Source organism: Bradyrhizobium sp. Ses1, from assembly GCF_059512365.1.
Genome location: NZ_JCAMOQ010000037.1, coordinates 19222 through 38531, shown reverse-complemented (window position 1 = coordinate 38531; position 19310 = coordinate 19222). Strand labels below are relative to the sequence as shown.

Below are 19310 nucleotides of genomic sequence, written 5' to 3'. Positions count from 1 at the left end.
GCTCCATCATAAACATGCATTGACATAATCCGTCTCGTCGGTCTTATAATTCCTGAAGCTATCAAGCGGCCAGCGGCGAGTTGAGCGTATCGTCGCGACACGAGACGAAAAATCTCGGCCTCCGCACCGGAGGCGGACCGGCTCTGGTATGAAGAAGCCTTGCACGTCAAGGGCTCCATCCGCCGGTCAGTCTCGCCAATCGGCTGGACCAAAACAACAAAGAGCACAGCATGTCGACCGACATCGTCAAGCCGGCGGAAGCCAAATTGCGGTATCCATTTCCTGATGCGCCTTGTCCCGGAGAGGTGATCGAGGTGCGGCCCGGACTGCTGTGGCTTCGACTCCCGCTGCCTTTCCAGCTCAACCACGTAAACATCTACCTGATCAAGGATGGCGACGGCTGGGTCATCGTGGACACCGGCATCTCGACGAGCGAGGCGAGAGCCGCCTGGGACAGTCTTTTTGCAGGGCCCCTCGCTGGTCTGAAGATCACGAAAATTCTCGTGACGCATTTTCATCCGGACCACATCGGACTTGCCGGCTGGCTGTGCGAGCGCTTTCATGCGCCGCTCCTGACCAGCCTCTCCAGCTACATGAGCTGCCGCGTCATTTCGCTCGATCCGCGCGCCTTCGAATCACCGCGCAACCGGCTGTTCTACAAGAGCCACGGCATGGACGATGACGCCGCAGGGATCGTCAGCACCCAGGGCCACGAATATCTGCGGCAGGTCGACCCGCTGCCCGATACGTTCCTGCGGCTGGTGATGGGCGACGCATTGACGCTCGGTGGCAAGACGTTCCGGGTCATCACCGGTGACGGCCATGTCGCGGAGCAGGTCATGCTCTATTGCGAACCCGAGAAGACCCTGCTCGCGGCCGATCAGGTGCTTGAGCATATCTCGCCCAATGTGAGCGTTTGGGCCGGTGAGCCCGATGGTGATCCGCTGGGTCACTATCTGCGCAGCCTGCGCATGTTCATCAGCGAGATGCCGGACGACATTCTTGTGCTGCCGGGTCACATGCGCCCGTTCTACGGGCTGCACGCTCGTTCGCAGGAGCTGATCGCGCATCACGAGACCCGCTGCGGCATCATTCTCGACGCCTGCCGCGACGCCGACCGCTCGGTGGCCGAGCTGGTCCCGCTGTTGTTCCACCGCGCCTTGAACCCGCATCAGATGGGCTTTGCCTTCGCCGAGACGCTCGCGCATGCCAACCGCCTCGTCCGGCGCGGCGAGCTCGACATGCTGTCCAAGGAGGACCGGTTTCTGTTTCGCCTGGCCCGGCCGCAATCTCAGTCAAACACGTAGTCACCACGGACCGTGAACAATCCCGCGGTCATGAAGACGGCCATAGGCCGCGCCGTCGATGCCGAGAACCTCGCCGAGGACTGCTTCGGTATGCTCTCCGAGCGCCGGCGCCGTTCCGGCGGCACGCGCATCGAACGCATTGAACCGCAGCGCGGAGCGTGGTGACAGCACGCGGCCGACGCCGGACTGGTCGACAGTGTCGAAAAGGGGATTTTCGACCGAGCAGGCCGGATCGGTGTGCACCAGTTCATCGATCGTTTGATAGGGAGCCCAGCAGACACCGGCGCGATCGAAGCTTGCGGCGACATCAGCGAAGGAGCGCGCAGCGATCCAGCCGCCGATCGCGGCGCAAAGCTCGCGACGCGCCAGGAAGCGGTCACCCTCCTTTGCGAGATCGAGCCCGAGCTGCACGCCGATCGCTTCGATCGTCTGGGCAAGACCGGTCGCTTCGACCAGCGAATTCCACTGCTTCAGCGTGAGGCCGATCGCGATCACCCGGCGGCCATCCGCGCATGCGAAACCACGACCGAACGCGCCGAAAAGATCGTTTCCGTAGCGGCCACGGGCGCAACCGAGTTGCGCCTCGGCGATGAATCCGAGGTGTCCCATCACGGAGAGAGCGACGTCTTCCAGCGCCAGCTTGACGTGTTGGCCCTGGCCGGTCCGGCTCCGATGCCGTTCCGCGGCCAGAAGACCGGTCGCAACCAGATGGCCGGTCGCAACGTCCCAGGCGGGGAGAACATGGTTGACCGGGGCGTCGTCGCTCACCGGCCCCGTAACGTAGGGAATGCCGACGCGTGCGTTGACGGTGTAATCGACCGCCGAGCCGCCCTTGTGGTCGCCTTGCAGGGTGACCTGAATGAGATCCGCCCGCCTCTTCTTCAGTTTGTCGTAATCGAGCCAGCCGCGCGGCGGGAAGTTGGTGACGAATAGACCGGCGCCCTCGCCCGGCGCTGATATCAGCGACATCGCGATTTCACGCCCCTCGGGATCGCCAAGGTTGAGCGCCACGGATCGCTTCGACTTGTTGAGCCCGCACCAGAACAGGCTGACGTCATCGTTGGACATCGGCCAGCGGCTGAAATCGAGTCCGCCGCCGAGGGGATCGATGCGGATGACGTCCGCGCCCATCTGCGCCAGCGTCAGGCCGCCGAGGGGAGCCGCCACGAAGGCGGATGCCTCGACGATGCGCAGATCCGAGAGGATGCCTTGTGCCAGCATGTCAGGCAGCTCCGGCGCGCAAGCCAAGCGCCTCTTCGAGCAGGCTTCGCGCGACGACCTTGAGCGCGAGGGTCTCCTCGGCGCCTTCAAAGATCGACAGCACGCGCGCATCGACGAAATAGCGGCTCACCGGCGTTTCCTCGGCGTAGCCCATGCCGCCGTGCAACTGCAACGCCTCGCGCGTGACGATCTCGGCGGATCGGCAGGCCAGAAGCTTGACCAAGCTCGCCTCCATGCGCCCCTTGCCCTGATCGATAAGCCGGGCCACGGCGTGCGACAGCGTGCGGCAGGCGGCGAACCGCGCTCCCATGCGCGCAAGCTTGGCGCGCGTCAGCGCATAGGACTGCAAGCTCGCACCGAACACCCGGCGATCTCCGGTATAGCGAATCGCGGCCCGCAAGGCGGCCCGCATCACGCCGCACGCCCGTGCCGATGTCTGAATGCGTCCGCCGACCATGCCCGACATGGTGAAATAGAATCCCCGTCCGATCCCCGCCTCACCGCCGATCACGTTGGCGTCGGGCACGAAGAAGTCCTCGAAACCGAGGTCGAACGAATGCATGCCGCGATAGCCGATGGTCGGGATCGCGCGACCGACGAGCCTGCCGCCTCCGGGCTGGCGAACATCGAAAGCGTGCCCGTCATCGGATGGCTTCTCGACCAGCATGAGGCTGAGGCCGCGATGACCGAGCGAACGATCCGGGTTGGTGCGGGCGACCACCATGAGGAGATCAGCCTTGCCGGCAAAGGTACACCAGGTCTTGGCACCGTTGAGATGCCAGCCGCCATCGACGCGCGTGGCGCGCAAGCCGAGCGAGGCGACATCGGAACCATGGTCGGGTTCGGTGATCGAGATCGCGCAGAGGATCTCGCCACGCGCGATCGGCGGCAGCCAGCGCTCCTTCTGCTCCGGTGTGCCGCCGGCGAGCAGAGCGCGGCACAGAATTTCCGGGCGTGTGATCAGGCTGCCCGCGGCGCCGAGCGAGGCCTCCGAAAGCGCCTCCGTGACGACAAGCATTCTCTGGGTGTCGTCCTCCGATTGCTGGGCCGTGCCGCCGAATGCCTCGGGAATTGCGAGCCCGAAAGCGCCTATCTCGCGCAACCCGCCGAGGATATCTTCTGGCACCGTCAGGTCGTGGCGATGGATCTTTTCGGCGAGCGGAACGACGACGTCCGCAGCCAGACGGCGGACGCTGTCCTGGACCGCGAGATTGTCGTCCGAGATCAGGGAGCCGCCGAGCTCGCCGTCAGCCTCCGCCACACCAACTCCGACAGCTTCAAGCATCGCCGGAGCCGTTGCGAGACGACGCAGAGCGATGAACCTTCTGTCCGCTCGTAACGCGCCCGTTGGGTCCTGCGCGTCGAGATCGAGACAGATCGTATCGAGCCGCTCCATCGTTGCAACGATCGCGTCGACCACGAACACGAGACCCAGGGCTGTTTCGAAGCCATCGCGCGCCAGATCGAGGGAGGCGAGCACGGCTTGCGCCGCGAGCGTATCCGCCGACGTCCACGCGAGCTCGAACGCTGCGACCTGCCGAATATCGAGGCCCGTCGAGAGGCCTCCCCCGGCCGATTGGCACAGATGCGCGAGAGACCCGGTCACGCGATCGAGCGACCGGCGAAGCGCCGCGACGCAATGGAGGGCGTCGTCGATCGCGGTCTTCCTCTGTTCGCGGGTCGCGAGAGCGCTCAACGCGGTCATGCCGCCCCCGCCTCCAGCAACGCCACCGCCTTCCTGACCGCCTCCCGCGCGGTCTAGGCACAAGCCTGCGTGCCACCATCGCCATAGTCCTTCACGGCGTCGCCGACATGCCAGAGATTGACCAGCGGCGTATCTTGCGGCAGGTCGAACCCGGCGCAGGAGCGTTGAGCCGGCCAGTCGTTGCGCATGACGCGGATGGACAGCATCTTCGCGTCGGCAAAATCGGCGAACAGCGAGCGCAGATCCGCGAGCGAGGCCTCGATCTCAGCCATCTCGTCGAAGTCGCCGATCGCAGGCTTGGGAACGGCGTAGGCGACATATTGATACCAGCCGGGCGGCGCGAGCTCCGGGCAGGTCGCCGTCAGCTCGCCCATGTTGCAGAGCCGCTGGGTCGCGCCGAAGGTCACAAGACCGGGCGCGTCGATGAGGCGCTTCTTCGTCGCGAAGTTAATAACGATGTTCGCCGACGAGCGCATCTGCGTGCGCGCCTGGTTGATGTAATCCTCTCCGAACGCCTCGGCCCCCGGCAACGCAGCGGTGGCCGCCGGACCGATATTGCTGATGACCGTCCTGGCGCCGACACGAAACCTCGTGCCATCGCGCTCGATGTCGAGCCCGATCACCCTGTCGCCTTCCACCTGCAGCCCGGCGACCGATGCATTGAGCCAGATATCGCCGCCGGCACGCCGGATGCCGTCGCCGAGGTCGTTCCATAGCCCGATGGTGCCGCGCGGACAGAACCCGAAGCGCTTGAAGGCACCCTTGACGGCGAAATAGGTCAGGAACGCGCGCGCCGGCAGCTCATCGGCATTCGCGGCAAAGATTGCGGCACAGAGGTTGCGGAAGATCGCGTGCACGGTGGCGTTCGACGTGTAGCTCGACAGCCATTCCGCGGTCGACAGCTTCGCTTCCGGCAGATCGCCGTTCCGCGCGTCGGCAAACTTGGTGCCGATCTTGGCCGCCTGCCTGGTGAAGGCGCCGAGCAGCATGCCCCAGCCGCCCTTGGCGGCATTGATGATCTTGCCATCCACATAGAAGACCGTGGCCGGCTTCGGCTCGCGTAGATCGAGCGGCACACCCAACAGCGCAAAGCTCTCCTCGAAGACTCCGCCGAGCTCGATCGCGATCGCTCCGATGTTGACGATGTGGCCGTCGATCTCTTCGCTCGAGGCACGACCGCCCAACCGTCCCAGCCGCTCGACCAGCAGCGTCTTGCGACCCGCTGCCACGAGGCGCGCGGCGGCGGTCATGCCGCCAGCACCGGCGCCGATCACGACGGCGTCATAGTGATGAAGGTCGTCATTTGCGCTCATGGCAGGTTTCCTCGGTCGTTTGAATTCATCGTTGGCCACCGTGCGGTTCCGACACCTCGGCACCCGCTCGCCGGCTTTACCGGTTTCGTCAGACCGCAAGTCCTGACGTTCGCAAGCGACCGGCGGGCGCGGCGTGCTGCACGCTCATCGCGGAGCCTCCGGGGTGAGCAGGGAAACTCCGAGCGCCGCGCGTCGCGCGATCCACGGGCTTGGGCGGTATCGCGGATCGCCGGTCGCCTGCAGTTGCCCGTTCAGGATCTGCAGGATTTTGGTGGCACCCATGCGGTCGCCCCAATGCAGGGGCCCGAAGGGATAGCCGAGCCCGATGCGCACAGCCGCCTCCAGATCCTCGACCTCAGCGATCGCGCGCTGCGCGATGTTGGCCGCGATATTGACGATCGTGGCGATGACGCGTTGGGCGATGAAACCGATGCTGTCGCCGATGACGCTGACCGGGAACCTCGTCGCTTGCCAGCAGGGCATGCGCGGCGTCACGGACCGCAGGCGTGGTGGTGACCGTCAGCATCATGGTCCTGCGCCGGACGAACGGTGTTATCGGATCGACGGCGACCGATCGTGACGGGTCAAGTCCGAGCCGGAGCGCAGCGGACGTGGCGTCCTCTCCAATGGGCTGGACCACGCAAATATCGGCCTCGGACGCGGACAAACGCCGCCTGGCTCCTGTGTTCTGCACGAGGCCTGCGAGTGCGTCACCGTCGGGCGCATCGGGATCGACCCACACGGTCAGACCGCCCGGCAGGGAGGGCGCGGACCTGCGCGCGGGCTCGACCTTCTGCCCCTTCTCGTAGCGATACCATCCCTCGCCGGTCTTGCGACCATAGAGTCCGGCCGCGACCCGCGGAGGCACCAGCGACGACGGGCGAAAGCGCGGCTCCTCCTGGAACTGCTCGTAGATCGACGTCATCACCTTGGAGGATACGTCGAGGCCCGTGAGATCGAGCAGCTCGAACGGGCCCATGCGAAAGCCCAGGCCTTCGCGCAGGACGTCGTCGACCTCCGACGGGGTCGCGACCCGCTCCTCGACAATCCGCAATCCCTCGGTGTAGAGGCCGCGGCCTGCATGATTGACCAGGAAGCCGGGCTGGTCGGCGACCACGACGGCCTTGTGCCCGGCGCCTTCGACGATGGCGCGCAAGGTGGCGACGACCAAGGGCGCCGTCCGCACCGCCGCGATAATCTCCGCCACCTTCATCAAGGGAACGGGATTGAAGAAATGGAGACCTGCGACGCGCTCGGGGTGCCGACAGGCTGACGCAATCTCCGCGACGATCAGCGACGAAGTGTTCGTGGCAAGGATGCAGTTGTCCGCGACGATACCCTCCAGCCGCCCGAACAGGTCGCGCTTGACCGCGATATCCTCGATGATGGCCTCGATGACGACGTCGCACCCTGCAAGGTCCGTGAGGGCCGCGCAGGACTTCGCGCGGGCGCGGATGCCGTCCAACGCGTCGGAAGCAAGCCTTCCCTTCGCAACAAGGCTCTCGAGCGTCGCGAACACCGCGGCAACGCCCTGAGCAGCGGCGTCGAGCTTCTCGTCGAAGCAGAGCACGGTATGTCCAGCCTGGGCGAAGAGCTGAACGATCCCGCGCCCCATTGTGCCAGCGCCGACCACGCCGATGTGCAGGGCACCGGATCGGCGAGGCGCATCTGCTTGCCCACTCATGCCCGCTCCTTTGCCGCAATCCCCAGGAAGTCGGGGGCGCGCTTCGCCATGAAGGCGGCATAGCCTTCGGCGAATTCCGAACCGGTCAAGCACACCGCCTGGTCACGCACCTCGCGCGCCAATTCGTCCTCGAGCGACCGCGACGGATCGGTGAGCCGCTCGCGCGTCCGTCGCAGCGCCTCGATCGGAAGCTGCGAAAGGCGCAACGCCTCGATGATCGCGGCATTCATGATGTCGTCATCCGCTACGAGCTGATCGGCAAGCCCTATGGTGAAAGCTTGCTCGCCGGTCACCGCTGCCGGCGACGTCACGAGCCGCCAGGCAGTTACCTTGCTGACGCGCTGCCGCAAGGTGAAAAGCTGTCCCCAATCCGGCGCAAGCCCGAGCCGGAGGAAGGGAAACAGAATCTGCGTCCGTCGCCCGGCGACGATGTGATCGCCGAGCAGGGCCATGCCGACGGCCGCGCCCGCCACCACGCCCTCGAGCGCACTGACGATCGAGAGGCCGGATTCCGCAAGGGCGCGACAGACGGCATGAACGTGCCGCATGCGTGCCTCCGCCTGCGCGTGGTCGAGATTCGCCATGGTGGGGAGGTCGCCGCCCGCCGAGAAGACGCCGTCAACGCCGCCGAGCACCAGCGCGCGGACCGAGGGATCGCCCCGCAGGCCGCCGAGCGCATCGATGAATCCCTGCCTGACGGCGTGATCGATCGCATTGCGCTTGGCGGGCCTATTGATGCGCAAGCGCGCCACCGACGGCGCCGGCCTGTCGAGGAGAACGACCTGCTCCACGATCTCAAACTCCCTCGCGGCCGATGATCGAGACCGAGCACACGTTCTGCGACGGCTGGCCGCCGAGATTGTGGATCAGCCCCAGGCTCGGATCGGCGAGCTGACGCGCGCCAGCACGGCCGTTGAGCTGCAGATAGATCTCGTAGAGCATGCGAATGCCGCTCGCGCCGACCGGATGACCGAAGCACTTCAGTCCGCCGTCGATCTGGCAGGGCACGCGACCGGAGGCATCGAACTCCCCCTCAAGCACATCCCGCACCGCGCATCCTTCGTCCGACAGGAACAGGTCTTCCATCGTGACGAGCTCGGTGATGGAGAAGCAGTCGTGTACCTCGGTCATGCTGATCTGCTCGCGCGGGCGATCGATGCCGGCCTCGATATAGGCCTTCTTGGCCGCGATCCGAGTCGTGTGAAAATAGCTGCCGTCCCAGCCGTTGCCCTGGAGCTCCCATCCGTTGGAGCAGGCGATCTGGAGCGCCTTGAACGTCACCAGATTGCGCTTGCCCATACCGCGCGCGATGTCGGGCGTCGTGACGATGACAGCCGCAGCCCCATCGGACACGCCGCAGCAATCGAACAAGCCGAGCGGCGCGGCGATGGTCGGCGCCCGCAGGCACTGCTCCTCGGTGATCGTCTTCTGCAGATGCGCCTTCGGATTCTTCGCGCCGTTCTCGTGGCTCTTGACCGAGACGTGGGCGATGGCGCGCTTGAGCGTCTTCGGATCGATGCGGTGCTTGTAGCGATATGCGGCAGCGACCTGCGCGAAATTCGCGGGCGCAACCGCGTTCGGGTACCATTGCGGGATATAGGTTCCGACGGTTGCGACCGGCAGGCCGCCATATCCGGTGTCCTTCAGCTTCTCCACGCCGACCGCGAGCGCGATGTCGCAGGCGCCCGCGGCCACTGCGTAGACGGCAGCGCGGATCGCTTCCGAGCCGCCGGCGCAGAAGTTCTCGACGCGCGTCACGCCGATGTTCGGCAGCCGCAGCGCGATGCTCATCGGCGTTCCGCCGCGGCCGGTTCCGACGTCGTCCATGTGGGTGGAGAACCAGGCGGCGCCCAATTGATCGGGCGTGATCCCCGCATCCTGCATCGCCTCGCTATAGGCCTCGAGCATCAAGTCCTCGGGGCTCGCCTCCCAGCGCTCCCCGAAACGACTGCATCCCATGCCGAGGATCGCGACCTTGTCTTTGATGCCACTAGCCACGTTTGCCTGCTCCTTCAATTGCCGTTCGTGATCGCGCCCGATGCGTCGCGCGCCGGCGTTGCCTTCCAGAAATACCGCGTGTAGCCGCGGACCGTGTCGACGTCCTTGATCCTGAAGACCATCTCCATCGCCGTTCCGGAATCGACTTCGCCGACGTCGAGATCGGTGAAATCCATCAGGATGCGGCCGCCGCCCTCGAAGTCGATCTGACCGTAGTGATGCGGCGGCGACGGATGGTAGGAGAGATATTCCGCCGACCAGCTCAGGATGTGGGCCGCCCGGTCTGCGAGCTTGTAAGGCTCCTGCGTGTCCTGCAGCGGCGCGCCGGGATCATAGGATAGGCGCGATGGCGGAAAGTGGACGCTGCCGGTGACGCGGCACTTGCCGGCTACGAGGCCAAGCAGCGCCGTGCGGTTGCGCCATGCCGTGCTGAGCGCGGTCTTGCGGTCCTGCTCGCCGCGCATTCCGCGCTCGAGCTGGAGCTGGCCGCCGAACGAGAGAAAGCGGGTATAGTTGCGGTCTTCCTTGCCGCGCGAGAGCCAGCTCGAAACGCCACGCGCGGGCTTGAAACCGGTGATCAGCGGCGTGGCCCGCAGCACGATCGCCTGGGCTCCGCTGCCGAATTGCGCGAGCACGATGACCTGACCGGGCCGGGCCCGTTCGAGAACATGCGCAAGCATGATGAGCCCGTGCGCCGCGCCGCAGTCGCCGATGCGCTCCATCATGGACGGTGCGATTGCGTTACCGCGCACGCCGCAGGCCTTGGCGACCTGCGCATCCATGCGCGAGAACGACGTCGGAAAAATGAAGTGATCGACCTTGTCGGCGGTGACCCCCGCTTCCTTCAAGGCTGCGGCCACCACGCGCGGCACGAGCTTGCTGATGCCCTCTTCGCGGACCCAGCGTTCTTCCCACTGGTAGTCGATCTCCGAGCCTGTTGCACGGAAATGGTCGACGAAATCGACCGACAGCGTCGCGGATCCGACCAGTTCCGCGAGCACATTGTTGCGGCCGATCAGGAGTGCTGCCGCGCCATCGCCATAGTCCAGCTCCTGCGTGCTCGCCGCACGCGTCCTGCGCCGGTCGGCGGCCAGTACGAGGACATCGCCCTTATAAGTGTTGCTGCGCGCGATCGCCTGCGAAATGGCGGAGAGGGCCACGCGCTGCGTTCCCCCGAGATCGGTGGCCTCGACCGTATCGTCGAGCGTCAGCGCGCCGGAAACGATCGCCGAGTTCAGCCGCTCCGCGAATGGCGGCGTGTTGGTGGCGAGGAGAACGCAACGAACGTGCGATCGGTCCTCCGATGGTCCCAGACAGTCGCGTGCCGCCGCGACCGCCATGGTGACGCTGTCCTCGTCCCAGTTGGCAAAGGCGCGCTCGCCCTTCTGGCTCGCGAACTGCGGAGCGTACCAGGCGTTCGCCTGAGCTACGGCCTCGCGTGAGAGACGAAGGCGGGGGATGTAGCCCCCGAACGCGGTGATTCCGATCATGGAGGGTTGCTTCCTGTCTGTACGCTCACGAGATGAGTCGCAATGAATTTGCCGCCGGCTGCCACCGCCTCGCGGGCCTCGGGCAAGTGGTCCGGGAATTGCTGGAAGACGTGAATCATGCCGGGCCAGATCTCCGAGCGGACGGAAGCACCGGCCGCGTTGGCGCGTGCCGCAAAGTCCTCGGTGTCGCTGACAAGCGTTTCGCGCGCGCCGACCTGCATCAGCATCGGAGGCAGCGCGCGCATGATCTCCGCGCTCGCAAGCAGGGGTGACAGCCGCGGATCCTCGGTGCTCACGTCGGGTCCGAGCGCGCCGCGCGCCATCGCAAGGATCATCGGACGCTGGTGGATCGGATCGAGCGCGGCGCGCGACTGGTAGCTCTCGCCCGATGCGGTGAGATCGGTCCATGCCGACATCAGATAGGCCGCGGCCGGAGATGGTTTGCCCTGCTGCAGGCGCGCAACTATCGCCCCTAGAGCCAACGCAGCGCCGGCTGAATCTCCCGCCAGCGCGATACGATCGGCGGGAAGGCCCGACTTCTCCAGCCATTCAAGGACCGCGATCGCATCCTCGAGCGCGGCCGGAAGCGGATGCTCGGGCGCCAGACGATAGTCCACCGCGAGAACCTGGATTCCGGCCTCCGCCGCCAGTCGCGCGATGATCTCCCTGTGAGACGTCGGCGAGCCAACGCGGAAGCCGCCGCCATGAAGATAGACGACCGCCGCATCGCGGCGGGCCGCAGCGGGTCGAACCCACTCGCAGGCAACCGCATCGGCCTGCACCGGCTCGATCGTCGCGGAGACAGAGGAGCTGAAGAGCTGATCCCAATCGGCACGCATTTGCGAAACGGGCGTGTCACGTCGCCAGCGCGAATAGACGCCGCGCACCCGATCGATGACGTCCTGGACGGGATCGCGGCTCACGCTCCGCACCCCATGCCGCCGGACGCGCCCAGCACCTCGCCCGTCACGTAGCCCGCATCAGCCGATGCAAGGAAGGCGATGACGGCGGCGACTTCCTGCGGCGTGCCGAGGCGCCCGACCAGCGTTGCCGAGGTCATAGCCGTCATCAGCTTCTCTCCGCCGTCCTCGACCGCACGCCGCAGCATCGGCGTGTCGACCGGTCCGGGCGCGACGACATTCGCCGTCACTCCCATGCGTCCGTTCTCACGCGCGATCGAGCGCGTGAAGGCGATGACGCCGCCCTTGGCCGCGGCATAGACAGAGCCGCCCCTGGAGCCCAGCCGGCCGGCTTCGGAGGCCACGTTGACGATGCGCCCGTAACGCGCCTGCTGCATTCCCGGCAGGACCGCATGAGTCGTGTTGAGCACCGCGCCGAGATTGAGCGCGATCAGGCGCGCCCAATCCTTCGGTTCCGTCTGCGTGAAGAAAGCATGCTGATCGGCGCCGGCGCTGTTGACGAGAATATCGAACGGATCGCTGTGCGCGAGCGCGGCCGATACCGCGGCGTGGTCCGTCAGGTCCACCGCGACGAATGTCGCGCCGATGTCGCCGGCGATCCGCGCGCCGTTGGCTGCATCGATGTCCGCGATCAGCACGTCCGCGCCGGTCGCCACAAGCCGAGCGGCCGTCGCCGCGCCGATGCCGCTTGCGCCACCTGCGACCAGAGCCCGCCGCCGCTTGACGTTGTCAGCCGCCATCGCCTCAGCGCCCCGTGAATTTCGGCTTGCGCTTCTCGATGACGGCAGCGAGGCCCTCGCGCGCGTCCGCCATGCCTGAGAGAACCTCCTGTGCCTGGTTCTCCTCAGGCATGGCTGCTTCTACTCCCTCACCGAGGCCGTTCCAGAGCAGACGCTTGGTGTTTGCGAGCGCCGCCGGCGCACCTGCGGCGAGTGTTCGCGCCAGCTCCCATGCCTGATCGAGCAATGCCGCGTCGGGCACCATGCGCGTGATGAGCCCCATCTCGAGCGCCTGCGCCGCGTCAATGACCGGGTTGAGCATCAGGATTTCCATCGCGCGGCGCAGACCGACCAGATGGGTCAGCGTCACGCTGACTCCGGCGTCCGGAACCATGGCCACGCGCGTTGCGCCTGCAATGAATTTTGCCGATTGTGCGGCGACGACGAAGTCGGATGCGCACACCAGACCCATGCCGCCACCGCCGGCCGCATAGCCGTGAACCGCCGACACCACCGGCGCTTTCAATCGGATCAGGCCGGTCGCAACCAGTCGAAGATACGCGGTCGCGACGCGAATATAGGCAGGCAAATCCGTGCCCTTGGCGAGGAAGGCGTGGACGTCGCCGCCGGCGCAGAAGTTCGTGCCCTCACCTGTCACGAGCACGGCGCGCACGCGGTCGTCGCCATGCAGCAGCATGATCACGCGATGAAGCTCGGAGAGAAGCTCGACGTTGAGACCATTGGCCTGGTCCGGTCGATTGAGTTTCACATGGGCAACGCCGTCCTTGTGCAATTCTGCAAGGACGGGACCGTCAGCACTGAGGACGTGGTGCTCTGCAATCTCTGTCATGACGCGTTCCCTCAAACCCTGGACATGGTCGCGGTCGCATGCCGACCGGCTGTTATGAATTAATAGTCCGGCCATCCGGTTTATGTCAACGCTGAACGAGACTTCGCGGATGGTATTTGGCTTGCGCGAGAAAGCTGCGACGGTCTCCCGGCCTCTCGCTCTCAAGATTTCCTCGATCTTTGTCCGGATCAGACCAGACCAACGACCGGCGTCTCAAACTCAGACAACGTTGCGCGGACAAAGCATGCTCAAGTTCCGTCAGTAGGCTGATAGGCTGCGCCGTTTCGCAGGAGATCCTCGATGGCGCCGGTCTCGTAGCCGACCTCGCGCAGGATCACGCGCGTGTCGCGACCCGTTGCCGGGGCTGGAGCAGGCAGCCCTCCCTCGGTGCTTTCAAATCGCGGCCCCGGCACCGGTTGCGCTCCGGCCCCCGTTATGGCGAACGTCGCGCGGGCGACATTGTGCGGTTGGAGCGGCGCCTCATTCATCGAGAGCACCGGCGTCACGCACGCATCCGTCCCGTCGAACCGCGCCACCCAGTCGGCACGGGTCTTGGAGCGGAACACGGCGGCGAGCTTGTCGCGCAGCGCCGGCCACGCCTCCGCGCGCCACTGGTCCTTGAAGGCGGGATCGCCGATGCCGCAAATATCGAGCAGGCTGCGATAGAATTGCGGCTCGATCGCCCCCACCGCGACGAACTTGCCATCGGCGCATTCGTAGGTGCCGTAGAAATGCGCGGCCCCATCGAGGAAGTTGGCGCCGCGCTGATCGCACCAATAGCCCTTCGCCGCCATGCCGTAGATCGGAGCCATCAGCAGCGCCGCGCCGTCGGCCATCGCCGCGTCGATCACCTGTCCACGTCCGGTCGCCGTCGCTGCGACAATGGCGGCCACCACGCCGAACGCAAGCAGCATTCCTCCGCCGCCGTAGTCCCCGACCAGGTTCAGCGGTGGTGGAGGCGGCCTGTCGTCCGAGCCCATGGCGTGCAGCGCGCCGCTGAGCCCGATGTAGTTGATGTCATGGCCCGCCATATTCGCGTAGGGACCGTGCTGGCCCCAGCCGGTCATCCGTCCATAGACAAGGCGCGGATTGCGGGCGAGGCAGACCGCCGGACCGAGCCCCATGCGTTCGGTCACGCCCGGGCGAAAGCCTTCGATCAGCACGTCGGCGCGTTCGATGAGGCGGAGCGCCGCCTGCACGCCGGCAGGCTGCTTCAGATCGAGCGCAAGCGATTGGCGGCCGCGGTCGACGAAGCCGTCGTTGCGGAACAGGCCGTCGGCCGCGCTGCCGCGGACCGGCGGCCGATCGACCCGGATCACACGCGCGCCGGCATCCGCAAGCATCATGCAAGCGAACGGGCCCGGACCTATTCCTGCGAGCTCCACCACGGTCAAGCTGGATAGCGGACCCGACATTCGCCCTCCCGAACCACATTGCGACTTCGCGGACAGGCGTTATGAGACCGCGCCCACTACACGCCGCCCGCCTCACATGCGCTTGGCGACTTCCTCGAGCATGACCTCGGTGGCGCCGCCGCCGATGGTCAGGATGCGCGCATCCCTCACCATCCGCTCGATCGGGGTTCCCGACATGTAGCCGATCCCGCCATGGAGCTGCAGGCAGGTGTGCACCACCTCCTGCAATGTTTCTCCCGCGAGCGCCTTCAGCATGGAAACTTCGCGAACGACGTCCTGGCCTTCGTCGACCATCTGCGCACACTGATAGGTCAGTGCGCGCACGCCGGCCGCCTTCGCCGCCATCCATGACAGCTTGTTGCGCACGACCGGCTGCTCCCACAGGGTCTTGCCGAACGCCTTGCGCTGACGCAGGTAGTCGAGGGTCACCTCGATCGCCTTGGAGCACGCGCCGGACACCAGCCCGCCGATGACGAGACGCTCGTTTTGGAACGTGCTCATGATGTAGTAGAACCCGCGGCCTTCCTCGCCGAGCAACGCGTCATGCGGGACCAGCGCGTCCTGGAAGAACAGTTCCGAAGTGTCCGAGCTCAGCCAGCCATGCTTGCGAAGCTTTCCGGAGATCGAGAAGCCCGGCGTGCCGCGCTCGACGATGAAGAGTGAAAGGCCGCGCGCGCCGCGGGCGTCCGGATCGGTCCGCGCCGCCACGACATAGATGTCGCCGAGCACGCCGTTGGTGATGAAGGTCTTCGAGCCGTTGATCACCCAGCCGGCGTCGGTCCGGGTGGCGCGGGTCTTGAGCCCGGCCACATCGGACCCCGCGTTGGGCTCCGTCACGCAGACGACGCCGACCTTCTCGCCGGCGCAGGCCGCAGGAAGATAGCGCGACTTCTGCGCCTCAGTGCCGCGATGCGCGATGTGAGAGATCGACATGTCCGAATGGACGGTCAGCGAGCTCGCCACGCCGCCGAAGGACGAGCGCGAGAGCTCCTCGGCCAGGATCACCGACGACAGCGCGCCAAGGCCGCCGCCGCCGTACTCGACGGGATGGCGCATGCCGAGCACGCCGAGCGAGCCGAGGTCGCGGAACACCTGCCGGGGAATCTCGCCGGTCTGTTCCCAATCTTCCGCCTCCGGGACGATGCGCTCCTCGACATATCTGCGGATTTGGGATCTCACGAGGACCAGTTCCTCGTCCAGCATCGCAGGTTCGGCAAATTCAAACATGGTCTTCTTCCTCGGGATGCGCAGGCCAGAGCCGGATGGCCATTAATAAACCGACGCGTCGGATTTGCAATAGTTCTGGTCCAATGCGGCCCTGTGGCGCAGGCGCGATGCAGGATGCAACCAGACGCGCGGCCGCGACGCTGCTGTCAGGCGCCTTCCTCGCCCGTGGCAATCTGATGCAGCATGGATTTCGGCGTCATCGCGAGCTCCACCTTGAGCTGCTCGCAGATCGATCGGCGCAGGAACAGTTCGATCTCGCGTGCAACTGCGGGATCCGCCGTCCTGGCATCTTCGCTGCTTGCCCAGAACAGGAGCTCGCCCAGGATGCGATCCCCATCGTCACGCAGGGCCTCGACGGCCGCGGAATCGGCTGTGGCGCCTTCCGCGCGCGGCAAAGCCGGGATCGGGGGATGCCTCATCTTGCCCGCCAGCCGTCCGACTTCGGCGAGGGCGGCGTCCTGGACGCGCACCTGTTCCAGCAACGGGCCGGCTTTCCAATCCGCCGTGAGCTTCAGCCCGTTCAGAGCGAAGATGGTGGAGAATATCTGGCCCCGCACGAATTCGTCGCCACTTCTCGGAAGCACGTGGCTTCGCAACGCTTCGATCATGCCGTCAATCAATCGGTCGAAGGATGCACTCATACCGCGGCCTCGAGCGCCCGGTCGAAGGCTCGCACGATCGAAGCCATCTGACTCGCCATCACGGCCATGCGCATGTCGTTGAACTTGTCCACCTCGAAGGCTCGAACGGCGCGCATTTGGATTGCCGCCGCCTGGTACAGGGCGAATGCCTCGTAATATGCTAGGCTTTTCTCGGAAATCTGCACACCGGAGGCACGCTGATAGCGTTCAATCACTTCGTTGCGCTCCACGACGCCATAGAGCTTCCTGCTTCGGCCATTGAACGTAGGCATCAGCGCCCAAGCCAGATCCTCATGAGGATCGCCGAGATGAACAAGTTCCCAATCGAGAATAGCAGTGATCCGCTGCTCGCGCTCAAGGAAATTTCCGATCCTGTAGTCGCCATGCACAATCGTCCGACGTGGCGGCGAGGGACAGTTGTCGAGCAGCCATCGCCCGCCCCAATCGAGCAGCGGATAGTAGCGCGCGGTCGGACGCGCGAGCGACGCGCACCAGCCGGCGATAGCACGGACCTCGTCGCGTTCGCCGCTCTCCGCATGCAAGGACGCAAGCTCGGTCCCGCGCCAGTCGAGCCGGTGCAGTTCGCCCAGGATCGAGATGAATTGGCCTGCGATGTCGCGCCGATGCTCTTCGCTCAGCTTGCTTCCGGCCCAGGGCGCGGGCACATCGCCTTCGACGTGCTCGCAGACGAAGAACGGACAGCCGAGCGCCGTTCCTTCCTGATCGAACGACACAAGCCCGGGAACAGGGACCTGCGTTCCGTTCAGCGATTGCAACGCATGGACCTGAGGCAGCACCGAATAGGGCGCGAACAGGCCGTTCGGTGGCCCGACCCGCAAGATCAGCCGGCGACTGGCTCCCGCTCCTGCCCGAGCACCGAAGCTGTAGGTGATCCAGGAAAAGCCGGACGACTTGCGCTCAAGGCCTTCGATCTCGACCTCGCTGCCCAACTCTTGTCGGAGATGCCGTTCCAGCGCGGACAGCACTGTAGGCTCGTCGAAGACGATGGCCCCTCGGGCGGAATCTTGCGTCGATTGCGCGGTTCGTTCCTTCTGCGTCACGGCGACCTGCATCAATTCACCGACCTCGTATACCCGCGCCATTTTTCCTCGCGTAGCGCGGACTTCATGATCTTACCCGAGCCGGTTAGCGGCAGCGGCTCACGCCTGATTTCGACCGAACGCGGGCATTTGTAGCCGGCAATCAACGTCCGGCAATGCGCAATCACGGTTTCCGCGTCGAGCGTGAGCCCGTCTTTCGGCACGACGATCGCGTGAACAGCCTCGCCCCATTGCGGGTCAGGCACGGCGATGACGGCGCATTCCCTGACATGCTCGTGCTGGAAAATCGCATTCTCGACCTCGCCGGAGTAGACGTTTTCTCCGCCCGAGACGATCATGTCCTTGATGCGGTCGACGATATAGACGAAGCCGTCCTCGTCCATCCAGGCGCCGTCGCCAGTGTGCAACCATCCATTGCGAAGGACGCGCGCAGATTCCGTGGGCTTGCGCCAGTAGCCGAGCATGACGCCGGCGCCGCGGATCGCGATCTCTCCGACGGTCCCGCGCGGCACTTCCTTGCCTGCGTCGTCGACGATGCGGACCTCGACGCCGGGCGCCGCGCGACCGGCCGATTTCCGCTTCGCCGCCAGGGGCCCCTCGAGCGCGTGATACTCCCAGGGCAGGATGGTCGCCAGAGCCGCGCTTTCGGTCATGCCATAGCCCTGGTGAAAGCGCCAACCCGGCAGCACCTGCATCAGCTTGATGAGAAGCGCGTCCGGCATCGGCGAGGCGCCATATTCGCAATCCTTGACGCTCGAGAGATCATATCGCCCGAACGTAGGATGGTTGAGCAGCATGTTGAGCATCGTCGGCACGAACAGGCAGTAATCCACACGGTGCTCGGCGATCGCCTTCATCGCAAGCTCCGGCTCGAATTTGGGAATGAGGACATGGGTCCCGCCGATCAGTGTCAGGGCGACCATCGGCGAGGCGCCGGCAAGATGGAACATGCCCGCCGAATGAAGATAGCGGGTGTCCTCCTTGAATCGGAGTGCGTAGATCCACACCAGCGATTCATAGATGATGTTGGCATGCGACAGCATGACTCCCTTGGGGAAGCCTGTCGTTCCGCCCGTGTAGAAAATTCCGGCGAGGTCATTGTCGGCGCCAGATGCGTCCTCCATCGGATCCTCGGCTGCGAGCTCGTCGTAGCTCAGCATGTTATTCGGCGGGCGCCCCTCATCCATGAAGACGACGGAGGCGAGCGGCCTTGACTCCTGCAACGCCGTAGCAGTCTCCGCAAATGCGGAATCCACCAGGAGAATTCTAGGCTCGGAATCGTTGAGCGCATAGGCATTTTCGGCAACGGCCCAGCGCGTATTCAGCGGCACTGCGACTGCTCCGGCCCACGCGATAGCATAGAGCGCCTCAATATACAGATCGCTGTTGAACGCCAGGATGGCGATGCGATCGCCGGGCTCGATCCCCAATCGGCGAAAGCCGGCGGCGGCGCCTGCGACCCGGCGGCAGATATCCTTCCAGGTCCGGGACCTGCCGCCGCAGATGGTGCCGACATTATCTCTGCGCAACTGTGCCGCCGAAGTCAGGGCCTGAGTAAGCTTCATGTTTCCTCCGTCAGGGCGATATTGCTCGCCCGTTTTTCCGTGCGCGATCTTTTGAAAGGTCTGCGCTGTCGCAACGGCACCACGAAATGATCCCGTCGCGCAATTGCGTCCTCCCTCGTCGCGCATCTCCAGAAAAAAGTTGATAATCCGTCCGGACGGTCTATTATTGCATGACGGCTTCGGCAGGTAAAGCG

At 65.3% G+C, this 19310-nt stretch carries 17 protein-coding genes; 1 reads left to right on the top strand and 16 read right to left on the bottom strand.

Features of this window, described 5'->3' with window-relative positions:
* Positions 1-230: 230 nt before the first annotated feature.
* A complete protein-coding gene (locus tag AC5ZG5_RS31495) occupies positions 231-1307 on the top strand; it encodes an MBL fold metallo-hydrolase (RefSeq protein ID WP_456645098.1) in 1077 nt (358 codons plus the stop codon).
* Here AC5ZG5_RS31495 and AC5ZG5_RS31490 read toward each other — a convergent pair whose 3' ends face one another.
* The 16 genes from AC5ZG5_RS31490 to AC5ZG5_RS31415 form a co-directional block, all read right to left on the bottom strand.
* The gene (locus AC5ZG5_RS31490) at positions 1308-2528 is read right to left on the bottom strand and encodes a CoA transferase (RefSeq protein ID WP_456645097.1); all 1221 of its coding nucleotides are present in this window, start codon (positions 2526-2528) and stop codon (positions 1308-1310) included.
* A 1-nt stretch (position 2529) separates the two neighbouring features.
* Positions 2530-4233, bottom strand: a complete 1704-nt coding sequence (locus tag AC5ZG5_RS31485) for an acyl-CoA dehydrogenase family protein (RefSeq protein WP_456645096.1) — start codon at positions 4231-4233, stop codon at positions 2530-2532.
* Between the two features lie 53 nt (positions 4234-4286).
* A complete protein-coding gene (locus tag AC5ZG5_RS31480; protein WP_456645095.1) occupies positions 4287-5546 on the bottom strand; it encodes a phytoene desaturase family protein in 1260 nt (419 codons plus the stop codon).
* 144 nt (positions 5547-5690) lie between these two features.
* On the bottom strand, positions 5691-5924 hold the full coding sequence (locus tag AC5ZG5_RS31475) for a 3-hydroxyacyl-CoA dehydrogenase family protein (protein ID WP_456645142.1): 234 nt from the start codon (positions 5922-5924) through the stop codon (positions 5691-5693).
* A complete protein-coding gene (locus AC5ZG5_RS31470; protein ID WP_456645094.1) occupies positions 5902-7230 on the bottom strand; it encodes a 3-hydroxyacyl-CoA dehydrogenase NAD-binding domain-containing protein in 1329 nt (442 codons plus the stop codon). Before AC5ZG5_RS31470 ends, AC5ZG5_RS31475 begins: the two co-directional genes overlap by 23 nt.
* Entirely contained in the window at positions 7227-8021 is a 795-nt protein-coding gene (locus tag AC5ZG5_RS31465) for an enoyl-CoA hydratase/isomerase family protein (RefSeq protein WP_456645093.1), read from the bottom strand. Before AC5ZG5_RS31465 ends, AC5ZG5_RS31470 begins: the two co-directional genes overlap by 4 nt.
* A 4-nt stretch (positions 8022-8025) precedes the next feature.
* Positions 8026-9228, bottom strand: a complete 1203-nt coding sequence (locus tag AC5ZG5_RS31460; protein WP_456645092.1) for an acetyl-CoA acetyltransferase — start codon at positions 9226-9228, stop codon at positions 8026-8028.
* A gap of 14 nt (positions 9229-9242) precedes the next feature.
* On the bottom strand, positions 9243-10718 hold the full coding sequence (locus AC5ZG5_RS31455; RefSeq protein WP_456645091.1) for a 3-oxoacyl-[acyl-carrier-protein] synthase III C-terminal domain-containing protein: 1476 nt from the start codon (positions 10716-10718) through the stop codon (positions 9243-9245).
* Complete coding sequence (locus AC5ZG5_RS31450; protein ID WP_456645090.1) at positions 10715-11641, bottom strand: alpha/beta hydrolase; 927 nt, start codon at positions 11639-11641, stop codon at positions 10715-10717. The genes AC5ZG5_RS31455 and AC5ZG5_RS31450 overlap by 4 nt, the downstream gene beginning before the upstream one ends.
* Positions 11638-12378 carry an SDR family NAD(P)-dependent oxidoreductase gene (locus tag AC5ZG5_RS31445; RefSeq protein WP_456645089.1) on the bottom strand — a complete coding sequence of 247 codons (741 nt, stop codon included), beginning with the start codon at positions 12376-12378 and terminating at the stop codon, positions 11638-11640. The genes AC5ZG5_RS31450 and AC5ZG5_RS31445 overlap by 4 nt, the downstream gene beginning before the upstream one ends.
* 4 nt (positions 12379-12382) lie before the next feature.
* Positions 12383-13207 (bottom strand): enoyl-CoA hydratase/isomerase family protein, encoded by an 825-nt coding sequence (locus AC5ZG5_RS31440; RefSeq protein WP_130226815.1) that lies wholly within the window; start codon positions 13205-13207, stop codon positions 12383-12385.
* Positions 13208-13455: 248 nt separating this feature from the next.
* Positions 13456-14622: a CaiB/BaiF CoA transferase family protein gene (locus AC5ZG5_RS31435; protein WP_456645088.1), complete on the bottom strand. Its 1167-nt coding sequence runs from the start codon at positions 14620-14622 to the stop codon at positions 13456-13458.
* 72 nt (positions 14623-14694) lie between these two features.
* Positions 14695-15849, bottom strand: a complete 1155-nt coding sequence (locus AC5ZG5_RS31430) for an acyl-CoA dehydrogenase family protein (RefSeq protein WP_130226813.1) — start codon at positions 15847-15849, stop codon at positions 14695-14697.
* A gap of 146 nt (positions 15850-15995) precedes the next feature.
* Complete coding sequence (locus tag AC5ZG5_RS31425; protein ID WP_130226812.1) at positions 15996-16490, bottom strand: hypothetical protein; 495 nt, start codon at positions 16488-16490, stop codon at positions 15996-15998.
* Positions 16487-17593, bottom strand: a complete 1107-nt coding sequence (locus AC5ZG5_RS31420) for a phosphotransferase family protein (protein ID WP_456645087.1) — start codon at positions 17591-17593, stop codon at positions 16487-16489. Before AC5ZG5_RS31420 ends, AC5ZG5_RS31425 begins: the two co-directional genes overlap by 4 nt.
* Entirely contained in the window at positions 17563-19116 is a 1554-nt protein-coding gene (locus AC5ZG5_RS31415) for an acyl-CoA synthetase (protein WP_456645086.1), read from the bottom strand. Before AC5ZG5_RS31415 ends, AC5ZG5_RS31420 begins: the two co-directional genes overlap by 31 nt.
* Positions 19117-19310: the final 194 nt, after the last annotated feature.

Coding starts and splice junctions, on each gene's coding strand:
- AC5ZG5_RS31420 (WP_456645087.1), bottom strand. CDS start 17,593: ATGGCGCGGGTATACGAGGTCGGTGAATTGATGCAGGTCGCCGTGACG.
- AC5ZG5_RS31490 (WP_456645097.1), bottom strand. CDS start 2,528: ATGCTGGCACAAGGCATCCTCTCGGATCTGCGCATCGTCGAGGCATCC.
- AC5ZG5_RS31425 (WP_130226812.1), bottom strand. CDS start 16,490: ATGAGTGCATCCTTCGACCGATTGATTGACGGCATGATCGAAGCGTTG.
- AC5ZG5_RS31455 (WP_456645091.1), bottom strand. CDS start 10,718: ATGATCGGAATCACCGCGTTCGGGGGCTACATCCCCCGCCTTCGTCTC.
- AC5ZG5_RS31430 (WP_130226813.1), bottom strand. CDS start 15,849: ATGTTTGAATTTGCCGAACCTGCGATGCTGGACGAGGAACTGGTCCTC.
- AC5ZG5_RS31470 (WP_456645094.1), bottom strand. CDS start 7,230: ATGAGTGGGCAAGCAGATGCGCCTCGCCGATCCGGTGCCCTGCACATC.
- AC5ZG5_RS31445 (WP_456645089.1), bottom strand. CDS start 12,378: ATGGCGGCTGACAACGTCAAGCGGCGGCGGGCTCTGGTCGCAGGTGGC.
- AC5ZG5_RS31435 (WP_456645088.1), bottom strand. CDS start 14,622: ATGTCGGGTCCGCTATCCAGCTTGACCGTGGTGGAGCTCGCAGGAATA.
- AC5ZG5_RS31480 (WP_456645095.1), bottom strand. CDS start 5,546: ATGAGCGCAAATGACGACCTTCATCACTATGACGCCGTCGTGATCGGC.
- AC5ZG5_RS31495 (WP_456645098.1), top strand. CDS start 231: ATGTCGACCGACATCGTCAAGCCGGCGGAAGCCAAATTGCGGTATCCA.
- AC5ZG5_RS31415 (WP_456645086.1), bottom strand. CDS start 19,116: ATGAAGCTTACTCAGGCCCTGACTTCGGCGGCACAGTTGCGCAGAGAT.
- AC5ZG5_RS31440 (WP_130226815.1), bottom strand. CDS start 13,207: ATGACAGAGATTGCAGAGCACCACGTCCTCAGTGCTGACGGTCCCGTC.
- AC5ZG5_RS31485 (WP_456645096.1), bottom strand. CDS start 4,233: ATGACCGCGTTGAGCGCTCTCGCGACCCGCGAACAGAGGAAGACCGCG.